Origin of the sequence: Sphingobium abikonense NBRC 16140 (assembly GCF_001598335.1) — a bacterium.
In the GTDB taxonomy this organism is placed as follows: Bacteria; Pseudomonadota; Alphaproteobacteria; order Sphingomonadales; family Sphingomonadaceae; genus Sphingobium; species Sphingobium abikonense.
On record NZ_BCYT01000030.1, the window covers coordinates 1 to 14,399 of the forward strand.

The 14,399-nt window shown below is 60.3% G+C and carries 12 protein-coding genes and 2 pseudogenes; 5 read left to right on the top strand and 9 right to left on the bottom strand.

Annotated features, from left to right (window positions below; translation table 11 throughout):
• Positions 1-1,767, bottom strand: a 1,767-nt coding sequence (locus SAB01S_RS17605) for a TonB-dependent receptor (RefSeq protein ID WP_062734646.1), incomplete at its 3' end; no start/stop codon positions are given.
• Between the two features lie 247 nt (positions 1,768-2,014).
• Between SAB01S_RS17605 and SAB01S_RS17610 the strand changes: the two genes are divergently transcribed.
• Both SAB01S_RS17610 and SAB01S_RS17615 read left to right on the top strand, forming a co-directional pair.
• A complete protein-coding gene (locus tag SAB01S_RS17610) occupies positions 2,015-2,320 on the top strand; it encodes a putative quinol monooxygenase (protein WP_062734626.1) in 306 nt (101 codons plus the stop codon).
• Positions 2,320-2,616: a putative quinol monooxygenase gene (locus SAB01S_RS17615; protein ID WP_062734627.1), complete on the top strand. Its 297-nt coding sequence runs from the start codon at positions 2,320-2,322 to the stop codon at positions 2,614-2,616. The genes SAB01S_RS17610 and SAB01S_RS17615 overlap by 1 nt, the downstream gene beginning before the upstream one ends.
• Before the next feature lie 276 nt (positions 2,617-2,892).
• On the opposite strand, the gene SAB01S_RS17620 is transcribed toward SAB01S_RS17615, so the two are convergent.
• From SAB01S_RS17620 to coxB, 5 genes are read right to left on the bottom strand one after another with little or no spacing between them, the layout of a single operon-like run.
• Positions 2,893-3,942 (bottom strand): c-type cytochrome, encoded by a 1,050-nt coding sequence (locus tag SAB01S_RS17620; RefSeq protein WP_062734629.1) that lies wholly within the window; start codon positions 3,940-3,942, stop codon positions 2,893-2,895.
• Positions 3,939-4,529: a cytochrome c oxidase assembly protein gene (locus SAB01S_RS17625; protein ID WP_062734632.1), complete on the bottom strand. Its 591-nt coding sequence runs from the start codon at positions 4,527-4,529 to the stop codon at positions 3,939-3,941. Before SAB01S_RS17625 ends, SAB01S_RS17620 begins: the two co-directional genes overlap by 4 nt.
• A complete protein-coding gene (locus SAB01S_RS17630) occupies positions 4,526-4,903 on the bottom strand; it encodes a hypothetical protein (protein WP_062734633.1) in 378 nt (125 codons plus the stop codon). Before SAB01S_RS17630 ends, SAB01S_RS17625 begins: the two co-directional genes overlap by 4 nt.
• Positions 4,900-7,422 (bottom strand): cytochrome c oxidase subunit I, encoded by a 2,523-nt coding sequence (gene ctaD, locus SAB01S_RS17635; RefSeq protein ID WP_062734635.1) that lies wholly within the window; start codon positions 7,420-7,422, stop codon positions 4,900-4,902. Before ctaD ends, SAB01S_RS17630 begins: the two co-directional genes overlap by 4 nt.
• Positions 7,419-8,387 carry a cytochrome c oxidase subunit II gene (coxB, locus tag SAB01S_RS17640; protein WP_062734637.1) on the bottom strand — a complete coding sequence of 323 codons (969 nt, stop codon included), beginning with the start codon at positions 8,385-8,387 and terminating at the stop codon, positions 7,419-7,421. Before coxB ends, ctaD begins: the two co-directional genes overlap by 4 nt.
• A 179-nt stretch (positions 8,388-8,566) precedes the next feature.
• Here coxB and SAB01S_RS17645 point away from each other — a divergent pair, with 179 nt between their 5' ends.
• Positions 8,567-8,995: a DUF2231 domain-containing protein gene (locus SAB01S_RS17645; RefSeq protein WP_062734639.1), complete on the top strand. Its 429-nt coding sequence runs from the start codon at positions 8,567-8,569 to the stop codon at positions 8,993-8,995.
• Positions 8,992-10,287, top strand: a complete 1,296-nt coding sequence (locus tag SAB01S_RS17650) for a PQQ-dependent sugar dehydrogenase (protein ID WP_062734641.1) — start codon at positions 8,992-8,994, stop codon at positions 10,285-10,287. The genes SAB01S_RS17645 and SAB01S_RS17650 overlap by 4 nt, the downstream gene beginning before the upstream one ends.
• Positions 10,288-10,390: 103 nt before the next feature.
• On the opposite strand, the pseudogene SAB01S_RS17655 reads toward SAB01S_RS17650, so the two are convergent.
• Positions 10,391-11,284 (bottom strand): annotated as a pseudogene (locus SAB01S_RS17655) (IS481 family transposase); the annotation flags it as partial.
• A 152-nt stretch (positions 11,285-11,436) separates the two neighbouring features.
• Here SAB01S_RS17655 and SAB01S_RS18315 point away from each other — a divergent pair.
• On the top strand, positions 11,437-12,114 hold the full coding sequence (locus SAB01S_RS18315; RefSeq protein ID WP_245646525.1) for a TonB-dependent receptor domain-containing protein: 678 nt from the start codon (positions 11,437-11,439) through the stop codon (positions 12,112-12,114).
• A 55-nt stretch (positions 12,115-12,169) separates the two neighbouring features.
• On the opposite strand, the gene SAB01S_RS17665 is transcribed toward SAB01S_RS18315, so the two are convergent.
• Both SAB01S_RS17665 and SAB01S_RS18320 read right to left on the bottom strand, forming a co-directional pair.
• Positions 12,170-13,975: an alpha-L-fucosidase gene (locus tag SAB01S_RS17665; RefSeq protein WP_369405249.1), complete on the bottom strand. Its 1,806-nt coding sequence runs from the start codon at positions 13,973-13,975 to the stop codon at positions 12,170-12,172.
• Positions 13,976-14,102: 127 nt separating this feature from the next.
• Positions 14,103-14,270, bottom strand: a pseudogene (locus tag SAB01S_RS18320) (winged helix-turn-helix domain-containing protein); the annotation flags it as partial.
• Between the last annotated feature and the right edge of the window lie 129 nt (positions 14,271-14,399).

Genomic DNA, 14,399 nt, shown 5'->3' on the forward strand with positions numbered 1-14,399 from the left:
CCCGCCAATCTGGTCGTTGAAACCGCCGCCCTTGTACCCACGGGAATAGCCACCGAACACAAACAGATCATCAGTCGCCTGATAGCTGACGCTGACGCGGTATGTGGGCTCGCGCCATTTGTCGGAAACCGTAACGACGCCCGCCGGATAGTTATAGACGCTGGCATCAAGCGCCTGGCCCAGACGTATCGTGGGGTCAAATCCGCCGCCCAGGGCGGGGATAAAGGTTTGCTGCCGACCGAGCCAGGTCTTGTCATCCCAGGTGTAGCGCCCGCCAGCCGTAATGGTCAGACGGTCCGTCGCCTTGAATGTGCCCTCCAGAAACAAGGCGCGCGACTTGGCCCGCTGGGCATTGCACAGCAGATAGGGCGTGTCGTTCCAGTTGCCGAACGGGAGTGGGCCCGAGGTCAGGTCCAGAAAACCCAGAACCTGACCGACGCAGAAATCAATCTTGTCGCGCTGATAGAAGCCGCCTGCGACGAAATTGAACGGTCCGGAAAAGTCCGAAGCAAAGCGCAATTCCTGTTGCCAGGTCTTGCGATTGTCATCGCGCGTCGCGTCAAAGAAAGACAGATATTGCCCATCGGCGGCCACCGCCGTAGCGCCGGCATAGGAGTTAGGAATGCGCGACCGCTGATATCGATAGCCCGACACCGACGTGATGGTGCCAATGCCGGTATCATATTCGATATTGGCGTAAACGCCATCGACAGAAATACGCTGCCCCTGACCCATGAAGAGCAGCGCGTCGTTGCGACCGGTATAGGCCGCGCGATCAAGCGGATCGGTGCCCTGCGCGTTGGGATCGGTCAGACCCAGCAGGTCGGTCAGGAACGGATTTGTCCCCGTATAAAGGTAATTTTCGTTGACCGATGGCACGACGTCGGAAGTGTCGCGGATCCATTCATATTGAAACAACGCGCTCAAATTGGACGAAGGTTCGATCAGCAATTTGGCCCGCGCCTGCCACACATCCTTGCCGCCGAGCGTTTCGCCGCCCAGGCAGCCGCTGCGACCATCAAATTTATTCGGCACAAATCCGGTCACCGGGCCGTAGCAAGCACCGTTTTTGTAATAGCCGTCGGATTTTTCATAGCCCCCGACAAGGCGCAGAGCCGCGATCGAGCCAAGTGGCACATTGGCCGCCGCCTGGATTTTACGCTGGCCAAAATCGCCATATTCGACGCGCCCTTCGACCCCGATATAATTCATTTCAGGGCGCTTCGTGCGAACGGTTACCACGCCGCCGGTTGTGTTCTTGCCAAAGAGCGTGCCCTGGGGGCCGCGCAGCACTTCGACTTGGGCCACGTCGAACGTGTCGAGCAACTGCGTCTGCACCGATGGGACGACAAAGTCATCGACCAGGACAGCTACAGGTGGTTCAAAATAGACGATGATCGAGGTTTGCCCGACCCCGCGCATCGCGAAGCTGGCCGCGTTGAAGTTGGCAATCGTGGCGGCCGAGAAATTCGGGACGAATGCCGCCAGGTCGCCAAGGTCGCGTGGGGCGGCTTGGGCGATGAGAGAACTATCGACGGCCGACACCGAAACAGGTGTGGATTGCAAATCCGTCGACCGGCGGGTCGCCGTGACGATGATGTCTGCAAGCCCGGTCCCGCCAGAGCCGGCAGTATCTGCCGAACTTGCGCTATTGCCCTGCGCGGACGGGGTGGGTGCAGCGTCCGATTGCGCAAATGCAGGTGCGGCTCCGAATGCCGCGATCATCGCAAACAAACATGACGAGCGGTAAAGCTGCCTGTTCAACATGCCTCTCTCTCCTTGCCGTCCCGCCATCGCTGCGGGTTCGGTGTCAGAATTATCATGATTACAGCGTTTGGCAATCAGTCATGAATGTTTTTTTCTGACGCTTGCGTTTGCACGTGGTGACGGCCGCCACATTTGCCGACAGTCATGATTGTTTTATTTATTCACCGCGCTAAGTTGCTATCACAACACACGGCACCCACGCCGCCAAGGCTGGATTTTTGGGGCGATAAGAGGAGGGGAATCGACAATGGCGTTCAGTTTTTTATCGCGCTTTCAGATACAGGATGGCCGGGAAGCAGAATTCATATCCTTGGCCCGCGAAATGGAGGCATTGTCAAAGAGCGAACAGGGCACGTTGCATTATCAATTCTTCAGATTGGCCGAACCCGGCAGATTTGCCGTGTTCGAAAGCTTCGTGGATGAGGCCGCCGACGAGGCCCATATGGGCTATGCACATAACAAGCCGCTCATCGAGAAGATCGTGGCATGCATGGAAGGCTCGTATGAACGCGAGCTTCTTTTTGATCTCGACAACGGAAAAGGAGCGGAGTGATGCCCGGCAAAAGCTTCATCGCCCAATTAAGGACACGTCCCGATAAGCGAGACGAATTTGTAGCGCTGCAAACGGAATTGAAAACGCTGGTGTTCGCGCATGAGCCCGACGCACTGGTCTACGAACTGTTCCAGTCCGAAGAGAACCCCGATCTGTTCCAGGTCGTCGCCACCTTCCGCGATGAAGCGGCTTTTGAAGCGCATATGTCGATCGATTTTCACGACCGTCTGGTGCCGCCCATTCTCGACTGCCTTGCGCAGGAGATGATTATCGCCTTTTATCGATCCTTGCCGTGAACCGTCCCTGCCAACACCTTCGGGGAGGCGATGCTTAACAAGGCCGAGCCTTGAGCAAGCTCGGCCATCTGGGATTGGTTATGGAGCGGACACCTTGCCGTGTCTTCTGCGTTGAGGGGCTGCACAGTTTGAAAGGACCCTCATGCCCCATCACAAGGAGCGCCCTGCCCGCAAGGCGACGTCCCGTCTCGCCATTTACCTGTTCTTCGCCTTCGTTCTGGCGGCGCTCCTGGCATTTGCATGGGTCAACATGCACGGGTGAGCACAGCCGCGACGTTATTGCTTCGCAGGAGGTGACGCGCCGATAGTCGTTGCGAGTGCATCGATTTTTGACGTCGGTATGCGCCGGGCGATCGTCGGCATGGTCGCCGGCGATTGCCGTGCATCGACCACCATCTTGTCCTGTTGCCAGTTTTTGAGGCGTGCGGCGATATAGGACGGCTTCTGCCCGGCCAGGATTGGGCCTGCCTTGCCCGGTGCATGACAATTGGCGCAGGCTGGAATGGACAAGCCGGCCTGATCCTTCAGGGTGGGCAGGTCTGCCAGCCGCACTTCGCTTTTCAATCCCGGCAACGCCGCAAAATGATACGCCAGGCGCTGCATCTCCGCGTCGGGCAAACCAGCGACCGCTGTCTGCATGACCGCACTGGACCGCTGTCCGGTTGCATAACGCCGCAAGCTCGCCAGCAGATACGCGGGGTCCTGCCCGCCCAATATCGGAATGTCGCGCTGCCCCCTCCCCTGCCCGTCAGCGCCATGACAGCTGGCGCAGGCCGCCAAGGTCGCTGGAGCAATGCCGGCCGCCGCATTGTCGCCTGCCGCCTGCGTCAGTGCACGATATTGCTGAGGCGTCATGTGCGGAAGCAAGCGGACGAAGGCCGCCATGCGTTTCACTTCATCTAGGCGATCGGGCGCGGGCCAAGCGGGCATGCCGGTATATTTGACGCCGTGGCGGATGATCCAGAACAATTCACGATCCCGCCATTCTCCTGCGGTTTTCGCCAGGTCCGGCGCGGGCGGCGTGGCGCTTTGCATCACTGGCGATGGCCGGACGCCCGGTGCGCCGTGACATACTTGGCAGGACTGGCGGAAATGCCCCGCCGCGCTCACCATGCCTGTGTTATCCAGAGGATCGTCAGGCGCCTGCAGCGCGGAGTAGGTTCGCACGGAGTTGCGCATCACCCAGTGCAGGAACCAGTCGGTGACGCGCCAATGGCCCGAGGAAGCAGAAACCTGCATCGCGCCCGACCATGCAAAGAGCATGACCGCAACGATGATGCCGGCGAGCGCAAGGATCGCGCGCCGCCAGGTGATGCGGACAGTCATGCCATACTCCGCTGCCGAAGGAGGCTGGCCAGCAACGCCAGCCCGCCGATGAAATAGCTTGCGGCGCCCAGCATCAGCATGATGACGCCGCCCAGTTGCTGGTCGACCAGCGGATCAAGGCCGACATGGCCGTGATGCGCCATCGGGTAGAGTGGCCGGGGCGCAAGGCCGATCAGCACCCCCAGCAATGTCATGTGCATCGACGTCAGCAGCAGCGCGCCGATGCCCGCCACACGCTGTGGGGCATGGCATACGGACGACCAGAGGAGCAGGCCGGCGGCGAGAAAGCAGAATTGTTCGACGACTAGGAAGGGAAAGGATTGCGTCGCCGCGCGCAGCGCAGGCAAATGCCACAGCCACACGACGACCAGTTCGACCAGCATCATCGCAATGGGCGTCACCCTATGGGGCCAGCGCCGCGCGGGATCAGCCGCCGTCCCGGTCAGGGCGAAAGCGAGCAGGGGCGCAGCGACAGCGACCGCAATCATATGGCCCGCCATATGGCCGATCATGCCGAGCGGCAGTGCGGCCAGCAGCCACCCCATGGGCAGCATGGCCATTCCGGCGACAAGAGTGGCCCGCTTCACAGGCAATTCCGAAGAAAGACGACGGGCAGCGCCGTGAAGATCACACCGACGAAACTGAGGCCCGCCAAGAGCAGCGTCGATTTCGCCAGAAACCGCAGCCGGTCGATATCGGTCGAATCCTGGTGCGGGGCGCTATCGCCGGGACGGTGCGTCTGCTTCCACGCGATCCATCCGGACAGGGCGATGAGCGTCAGAGCGATGATCGTGCCAACCACGAACAGGGTCGGGAAGGTCGCGAATGCCCCCACCTTCGCACAGGAAATCGCGGCCCACAGATAGGCCATTAGAAAATGCCCGGCCCATATGGCGGGCGGAACGATCAGCGTCCAGAGCGTGACCTTCAGCCGCTCATGCCATTTGCCCCGATCCGTCATGCAACCTCCGGGAACAGGCCGATGGTGGCATAGGTGACGACCGCGCTCAGGGCGTAGAAATGCATATAGATGCTGACATTGCGCAAGTCGGCATCATGATCCGGGTTCATCTTGCCGGCCAAGCTGCGCGCCAGCGCATAGCCCTGCATGATGGCCGCCACGCCGGCATGAGCGCTGGTCCAGATAGCCAGCGTCCAGACAATAGCGGGATAGCTGTGGGCTTGCGGATCAAGGCCGCTGGTCCACGGCCCGGCTAATCCCGCGCCGACCCCCACGATGCTATGCGTGATGCCGAGCAGAAGCAGAATGCGGGCCGCTGCCACGCCGCCGCGTGCATGGATGTCGCGCGCGCCGATCGTCGCCAGCCAACCGATGACCCCGACAGCCAGCGCGACCATCGGCCATAAAATGCCCGGCCCATCCGCCATGGTAGCCGGCGGAAAATCGGCATGGCGCGTCCAGAAAAAGAAATAGCCGAAGACCAGGCCGGAAAAAGCCGTGGCGTCGGCCATCATCGTGATGAACATGGCCCACCAGCCAGGCGCGGCCGGCCCGGACAGATAGAGCGGCAATTCCAGGCCATGGCCGATAGGCTTGCACGGCTTTTCAGGAATTTCTGCGGTGCCGGTCCACAACCACCAGAGGGTGCAGGCCAAAGTCGCGATGCCGCAGGCGAGCGCCGCCCAATAGAGATGATAGGTTGTGAAGATGAACACCCCGCCCAGCGCGATGGCCGTCAGCATCGGCTTGACGCTGGGCGTGCCCAGCCGGATGACGGCAAGCGGCCGCGCGTCGAGGACCGTGGTCACGATCGTTTCCCGCCGCCCCTCTTCCGCATCGGGCAGGAAGAATCGCCCTTCGTCCACCTTCCTGACGAAATCGGGCTGGTCCCAGATGGGATAACGACTTTCCACCAAAGGCACGGACCGTATGCCCCAATCCTCGTCATCGGGGTGCGCCAGCCATTCAAGCGTACCCGCGTTCCAGGGATTGCGGGGCGCCTTGGCCCGACGGGGCGACAGCGCGAGGTCGACGCAGATGACAGCGACGCCAGCCGCGAACAGATAGGCGCCGGCGGTCGACATGAGGTTGAGGCCGCCAAGCCCCAGCTCCGCCGGATAGGTGAAGACGCGGCGCGGCATGCCCATCAGGCCCGACAGATGCATCGGAAAGAAGGTGAGGTTCGCGCCAGCGAACAACATCCAGAAGGCGATGCGTCCCAGTCGGTCGGACAGTTTCTTGCCAGTGATCAACGGCCAATAATAATAAAGTCCGGCAAAGAGCGGCATCAACGTCCCGCCGATGAGGACGTAATGGAGATGCGCGACGATGAAATAGCTGTCATGCGCCTGCCAGTCGAAAGGCGCGACCGCCACCATAACGCCGGTGAGGCCGCCGATCACGAAGATGGCGAGGCTGCCCGTGGCGTAGAGCAGCGGCGTCGACCAGGTGACGCGGCCGGCCCAGAGCGTCGCGATGAACACGAAAATCTGAACGCCCGTGGGGATCGCCACAGCCTCGGACGCTGCGGAGAAGAAGGCCAGGCTGATCTTGGGCAGCCCGGTCGTGAACATGTGGTGCACCCACAGGCCGAACGACAGGAACGCGGTCCCCACCGCCGCCAGCACGATCCAGGGATAGCCCAGCAGATGCCGATTGGCGAAGGTCGGCACCAGCATGGCGAACAGGGCGATCGATGGCAGGAAAATGATGTAGACTTCGGGATGGCCGAAGATCCAGAAAAGATGCTGCCATAGCAGCGGATCGCCGCCCCGGTTCGCGTCGAAAAAGGGCCAGTCGAGCAGCCGCTCCATTTCGAACAATATGTCGCCCGCGATAAGGGGCGGGAAAGCAAAGAGGATCATCACCGCGACGACCAGGATATACCAGGCGTAAAGCGGCATGAGATTGAGCCGCATGCCCGGCGGCCGGCATTTGAGCACGCCCACGATCAGTTCGACGGCTGCGGCAACCGACGACACCTCGATGAAGGACAGGCCCAGCATCCAGATGTCCGCACCAAGGCCTGACAAGTCGGTCCGGGTCGTGAGCGGCGGGTACATGAACCAGCCGCCATCGGGCGCGGCATTGAAGAAGATGGACCCGCTGACGAAAACCCCGCCGATCAGGAAGGACCAATAGCCAAAGGCGGACAGACGGGGAAAGGGCAGGTCGCGCGCGCCGAGCAATTGCGGCAGCAGGATGATCGACACCGCCTCGAACATCGGCACGGCGAAAAGGAACATCATCATCGAGCCGTGCAGGGTGAATAGCTGATTGAAGCTATTCGCGCTCACCAGGTCATTGTCCGGGACGGCCAATTGCGTGCGCATGATGAGTGCCAGCACGCCGGCAAACAGCATGAAGCCAAATGCGGTCAGCACATACCAGACGCCGACCCGATTGTTATTGGTGTCGGTCCAGCGCAGGAACAGCCCCTGGGGCGGTTTCCACACAGCCCGAAGCCTGTCTTCCTGCGCGGCCCGCAGTGCGGGATCATCCTGATCGTGCAGGCTCATTTCAACCCCTTGAGATAATCGGCGATCGCGCGCGCATCAGCGACGCTGATTTGAGGATAAGCAGGCATGCGGGCGCCGGGCTTGGCATCCTGGGGGAAGCGAATGAACGCTGCAACATTGGCGGGCGTTGGCGGCAATATGCCCGCACCCAATGTAGGCCGCTCGCCAAAACGGCTGAGGTCCGGGCCGATGTCGGCATCATGCGGCGTGCCGCGTATCGCGTGGCATCCGCCGCATCCGTGCGCATCGAACAGCCTGGCTCCTCTTGAAGCAGTTACGCCTGTGCTCGCGGCTCTGCTCCGTGCCATCCACGCATCGAAATCGGCGCCGTCCATGGCCACGACATCAAAGGCCATCAGCGCGTGGCTGAGGCCGCAAAATTCCGCGCATACGCCGCGATATCGGCCCGCCTTCTCCGCCTGCACCACCAGCCGGTTGGTGCGTCCGGGTATCATGTCCATCTTGCCGGCCAGCCCGGGAATCCAGAAGCTGTGGATGACGTCGCGTGCGGTGAGTTCGAAGATGACTGTTCGTCCGACGGGAATGCGCACTTCATTGGCCGACGACAATGGCGACAGGTCGCTGGCCGGGTCATAGGCCACCCGCCACCAAAATTGTTCGCCCTCCACCCGGATGGTCAGGTCGCCCGGAGCAGTAGCGCGCGGTCGCATCGCCGGCAGGGCATAGATGAGCAGAGCTGTCAGGATCAAAGTCGGGCCGATCGCGCCAAGCCACAGGACCATCCGCATGCCGCCATCATGGCTGAGCCGGCCTTCGGGCGCACGCACAGCACGCACATATAGCGCCACCATGATCGCCACGATAAGAACGGCACCGATGGTCAGCACCAGCGCCATCTGGCGCACGGCACGCGCTTCTGCGCCGAAGACATGCAGGGTCGATTGCTCTGCATTGCAGGCGGTTAGGCCGGCCACCAGCAATGCCCAGAGCCACGGATTGCGCATAGCGCGAGATTACCCCTTTCATGCCGCATCGACTGTGCGTTTTGATGGCCGAACACATGAGCCGCCGTCCGGTTCAATTATTTCTGCTTCGTAACAAGTGCCGGCTCCCGAAGATGCCGCGCAACCAATGCGCGCGCCAGGGATTGCGCTTCTGTCATCCTTCGCCCGGGAGTTCCCCCTTGCCCAGTGCTCCGCCGCATCGCCGGCCTTTAATGCATCCGCTCCATGGCCTGCTGCTCGCCTGGCCGGTCGCGATGTTTCCCGCGGCGCTGATAAGCGACATCACCTACCTCCAAACGGCGGAAATCCAGTGGACCAATTTTTCCGCTTGGCTCATCACCGGTGGATTGCTGGGCGGGGGATTTTCCCTGCTATGGAGCATTGTGGCGCTTTTCCGCCACAAGGGCAGTGCCCGCTCCCGCACCGGCATCTGCGCCATTTTGCTGGTGCTGATGATGATAGCGGGCCTGGTCAATGCGTTTCAGCACAGCCGTGACGGATGGAGTTCGGTTGGCGCGACGGGCCTCATCCTGTCGATTATCAGCAGCATTTTTGCGGTCGCGGCCGGTTGGATCGCTTTTGCAGGCTATCGGGAGGGTCGGCTGTGAGAAAATATGCATTATGGCTTTGCGCCGGCCTCCTCACTCTGACGGCGTGCGGCAAGAGCGATCCCGGCCTCAATCAAACCGGCCCGCAGCCCGATTTGCCAGACCAGCGACAGACGCTGCTGCCGCCGATGAAGATTGCCACGCCCGTGGGATGGGGTAGCGACAAGCCGACCGCACCCAAGGGCTTCACCGTCACGGCATTGGCCACCGGTCTTGCCATCCCGCGTCAGACGCTAGTTCTGCCCAATGGCGACATATTGGTCGCCGAAGGGTCCGGCGGCGGCGCACCGGCGCTTCGGCCCAAGGACGTGATCGCTACCTATATCAAGGCGATGGGCAAGTCGTCGGTCAAGGGCGGGAACCGCATCACCTTGTTGCGGGACGCGGATAATGACGGTCGCGCCGAACTGCGCACCAGCTTCATCACGGGGCTTAACGCGCCCTATGGCCTGGCCTATGTTGACGGGCAGATCTATGTGGCGGCTCAGGACGCACTTCTGCGCTTTCCCTATCGCGAGGGCATGACGCGCATCACATCGCCTGGCGTGGAGGTTCTGCCGCTGCCGTCCTACATCAATCATCACTGGACCAAATCCCTGACCGCCGGACCGGACGGGTCGAAACTCTATGTAGGCATCGGCTCCAACAGCAATGTGGGCGAGCGCGGGATGGGGATCGAGCAGGACCGGGCGGTGATCTGGGAAATCGACCGGCAAAGCGGCATGCATCGCACCTATGCGTCGGGCATCCGAAACCCCACCGCGCTGGCTATCGAACCGCGCACGCAGCGGCTATGGGCTGTCGTCAACGAACGCGACGAACTGGGGCCGCAGCTGGTCCCCGATTATTTGACGGGCGTTCGTCCTGGGGCCTTCTATGGTTGGCCCTACAGCTATTGGGGCCAGAATGTTGACCCGCGCGTCCGACCGCAAAAACCCGACATGGTCCGCAAGGCGATCCGCCCGGACTATGCGCTGGGGTCCCATGTCGCGGCTTTAGGCGTCAGTTTCACGACGGATGGCGGCTTTGGCGGCGGCTTTTCCGAAGGCGCGTTCGTTGGGGAGCATGGCAGCTGGAACCGGCAGGATCTGGCAGGCTACAAGGTCGTCTGGGTGCCCTTTGCCAATGGTCGCCCGTCCGGTGAGCCGCAGGATTTCCTGACGGGCTTCATCAAGGGCGATCATGCCCGGGGCCGCCCGGTCGGCGTCACCTTCGACCCGGTTCACAAAGCACTGATCGTGGCGGATGACGTGTCCAACACTGTCTGGCGGGTAGCGTCTATCGGGCAGTAGATGCCTTTATGCGCATCGCTGCCGCCGGCCCGATAGGTTAGGTGTTCAGTCCCGGCATCTGGTGGATCGGATTGACGATGAATCGGTCTGGCTCTGAAGTTCAGATTTTTGCGATGTATTCAAATGGTGTGAGGCCGCTGAGCGTCTTGAGCCGGCGCGCGAAGTTATAGGCATCCATGAAGTCTGCAAGGTGCGTGCGTAATTGCTCGTGGCGTTCGTAGTGGAAGCGTTTGACGGTCGCTTCCTTGATGGTGCGGTTCATCCGCTCGACCTGCCCGTTGGTCCACGGATGGTTCGGTTTGGTGAGGCGGTGCTCGATTTCGTTTGCCTCACAGATCATGTCGAAGCGCATCTGTCGCGAAAAGGCTGTGTTCCGGTTGCGCGGCCGATCGGCGAACTGGATGCCGTTATCGGTGAGGATGGTGTGGATGCGGTAGGGTACCGCTTCGAGCAGATGTTCGAGGAACTCCCATGCGGTCTGCCTGTCGGCTTTGTCGACCAGTTGGGTAACCGCGAACTTGCTCGTGCGGTCTATGTCAACGAACAGGTAGAGTTTACCTTCGGCAGTCTGCACCTCTGCGATATCGATATGGAAGAAGCCGATCGGGTAGCGCTCGAAGCGCTGACGCTTGGGCTTGTCGCCCTCGATGTCCGGCAAGCGAGAGATATCATGCCGCTGCAGGCATCGGTGCAGCGCTGAGCGTGTCAGGTGCGGGATCGACGGCTGCAGAGCATAGAGGCAGTCGTCGAGCGGCAGCAATGTGTGGCGCCGGAACGCCACAATCATCGCCTCCTCGGCTTCCGTCAGGGTCGTAGAATGAGGGGCCTTCGGCCCGGTCTTCAGATCCTCAACGGTGGCTCGCTTGCGCCACTTCGCAACCGTCTTGCGATTGATCCCCAGTTCCCGGCTCAGCGTCGCGAGCGAAGCTTGCGATCGCTGTATTGCTGCTCGGACGGCGTGCGTGGTCGTGGCGCTCCCGTGACGTACCTGTCCCATAATGCTTCCTTCCATTCCAGCGAAAGGATCGCACCATCAAAACCGTTGGATCAAACACCTATACCGGAAACTGTCTCCCCGGCAAAACTGCTCGTTACGAAGTCGGCAGTCGCAATAGCTTTGACCTGTTCGGTCGCCGGGCGATTTTCAATCTGAATGGCTTCTACTATGATTATTCGAACCAGGTATTTCAGGATCTGACCTGCATCAACCTAGAGAGCACGCAGACGCCGCCGGTCTGCAATGGCTATTCTTTGGTCAACCGCAATATCGGCGCATCGCGAATTTATGGCGCCGAAGCAGAAATGCGGTTCAAGTTTCCAGGGCATTCGGCCTGGACATCAGCGCTGCCTATCTCGACACCAAGGTTACCCGGGGCACCGTTGCCGATGCGCGCGCAGGATTTTGATGACGGCGGAAATTCGCCGTCGATCAGTCTGGTCGGCAAGCGCCCGCCGCTGGCGTCAAAGATGAATGTCACTGCGCGACTTTCTCAATGGTTTGACGCTGGCCCCGGACGCCTCGATTGGCAGGCGCTACTGAACTATTTATCCTCTTACTTTCTGAGCCAGTTCAACGAAGACGACATCGTCTTCCTAGATGGAACGCGTCAGGACGCATTGTCTGCAGGTTTTCCCGGTCGGCAGAAGGGCTATGTTACTCTTAATCTGGGCATCGGCTACAAAATAAAGAATTTTCGCTTTGAAGGCTGGGCAAGCAGTTTTCTAAATGAAGAGGTTTCGCAAAAGGCGCTGGTGGGCTCCTCGCTCAACATCCGCTTCCTCAATGATGCGCGCAGCTACGGCACGCGCGTAAGGGTGAATTTCTAAAGCCGGAATATAGATATAGCCGCCTGCGCTCAGCTGGGGCGCAGGCGGCTATTTGTCAGTCCGCCACATTGTTTCCGGATAAAATAAGGGCCAATCCGATGGTATTTTGCGCGGCGGGTGGCAAGGTTACTTCCAGCGCGTCGTCCGTGCGCGTAAATCTCAGCGGTTCGGTGCTACCCGGCAAGGTGATACGTTCAACCGTCCCCCTAAGCGTTGGATCCTTGCCTGCGAGCAAGGTCAACCGCGCGATATTGTCATTCGGCCAACCGAGAACGAAGGCATGAAGCTTACCTGCCTTGGTGACGTAGCGAATATCCTTGACGCCATAGGGCGACACCGGCCCACCTTCCGAGAATAGCCCCGTATTTCCCGTGGTCGGCCCTTCGCCGTTGCGCCGCCATGGCCGCGTGCCATAGATCGCTTCGCCAAATTCTGCCATCCAGGCGGCGATATCCTCGACGATCTTTTCAGCCTTGTCGTCGATCGTTCCATCGCCGCGCATCGGCACCGATACCATCAGATTGCCGTTTTTAGACACTACGTCGCATAGGGTGTGCAACACGGTAGCGGCCGATTTATACCCGCCCCGTTCATAGAGTTCGGCGTCATAATGCCAATTTCCAAGGCAGGTATCGGTCTGCCACGGGAAGCGTTCGATATAATTTTTGCCGCCGCGTTCGACGTCATCGACCACGCCCATCCGCCGCTGCGGCGGGACCATCTTGGCAGTCACGACTGCTTCCAGACTACCATTATGCCAGCGCATCGACTGATTGTAAAAATAAGCTGCAATATCGAGGCCATATTGCTCGAGTGGAAGATCGAAATTGTCAAAATAGACCATGTCCGGCCGGTATTTGTCGATCAGTTCGCGACAGCGCAAAAACCAATTTCGCGCAAAAACAGGATCGGCAGGCAAACCTTCATTCCACAGTCTGTCGGTGCCTTCATGCCATTCATTGGCCTCCGCGATGGTGCGGATGCCGTCTGGCATGGGCATCATGCGACCGGTATAAAGTTGCTGCGGATCGAGCCCCTGCCACCATTTGCCGCGGCCCTGTTCGGCGGTTAAGCGAAATGCGTCATATCGTCGACCGGCATGGGGGCCTTCCGGATCATAGCCATAGGCAGGCTGGTTCCAGTGCCATGCATGGGACGAATGGTTCGATACGGCAAAGCGCATGCCCCGTTCACGCGCCAGCTTCGCCCAGGTGCCGATGATATCCTTCTTCGGCCCTACACGCGTGCTGTTCCATGGATGATGAGAAGACGCATAGGCATCGAAATTGTCGTGATGGTTGGCCAGCGCCATGAAATATTTAGCGCCGGCGCGCTTATACAGGTCAAGCAGTCGGGCAGGGTCCCACGCCTGCGCTGTCCACTTATTCTGTATCTCCATGAAACCGACGTCGGTGGGATGGCCGTAATGCGCCAGATGATGATCATAGGCGCGACTGCCCTGGAGATACATGTTCCGCGCATACCAGTCGCCAGCTTCCGGCACGCACTGCGCGCTCCAGTGCGCCCATATGCCAAATTTCGCATCGCGGAACCAGTCGGGGACGCTGTAGCCAGCGGTCAGCGACGTCCAGTCCGGTGTAAAGCTGGTCGGAGCCGGGACGCGGACATCACGGCCAGCGCCAAGCGCGGTCGGCAATGTGGAAGCGGCCCCCTCAGAGAGAAGGGCTGGAGCCGACGCAGCGGCAGCGGCGCCCTTGATCAATTGACGCCTCGTCGTCTTCATTGCACCCTCCCGCTCGCTCGTCCCCGTTCGACAATCCTGCCGGATCGCGACGACCGGGGCGATTGGCCAATATCTGGATCGAGGATCCATCTTTTGACTGCGTGCATCAAGGGGCATTTGCTTACAGTCAGATTGCGGCTGATTGATTTAGCAACGACGCATAACGCGCCCTTCCCGGCATCGGCTGTGGGCTATCCTTCATTTCACCGACATCGACGGGATACCATCTTTGCATCAGTGGCCCTCAGTTTTCCGCCATCAGGCGATAGCCTACGCCCAGTTCGTTGATGATAAGCCCGGGGCGAGACGGATCGACCTCCAGCTTCTGGCGAAGGTTGCGAACGACGATGCGTAAATAGTCGATAGGACGATCGACTTCATGCGGCCATGCAGCTGCCAAGATGCGCTGATGCGTGACGACCCGTTAGCGCATCGTCATTCATACCATCGATGATCTGCCTCAATCACGCTGATATACAAGGTGGGGCGAACACACTGCTTACTCTGCACCCGCCCCTTCATACCGATCATCGGCGCCGTC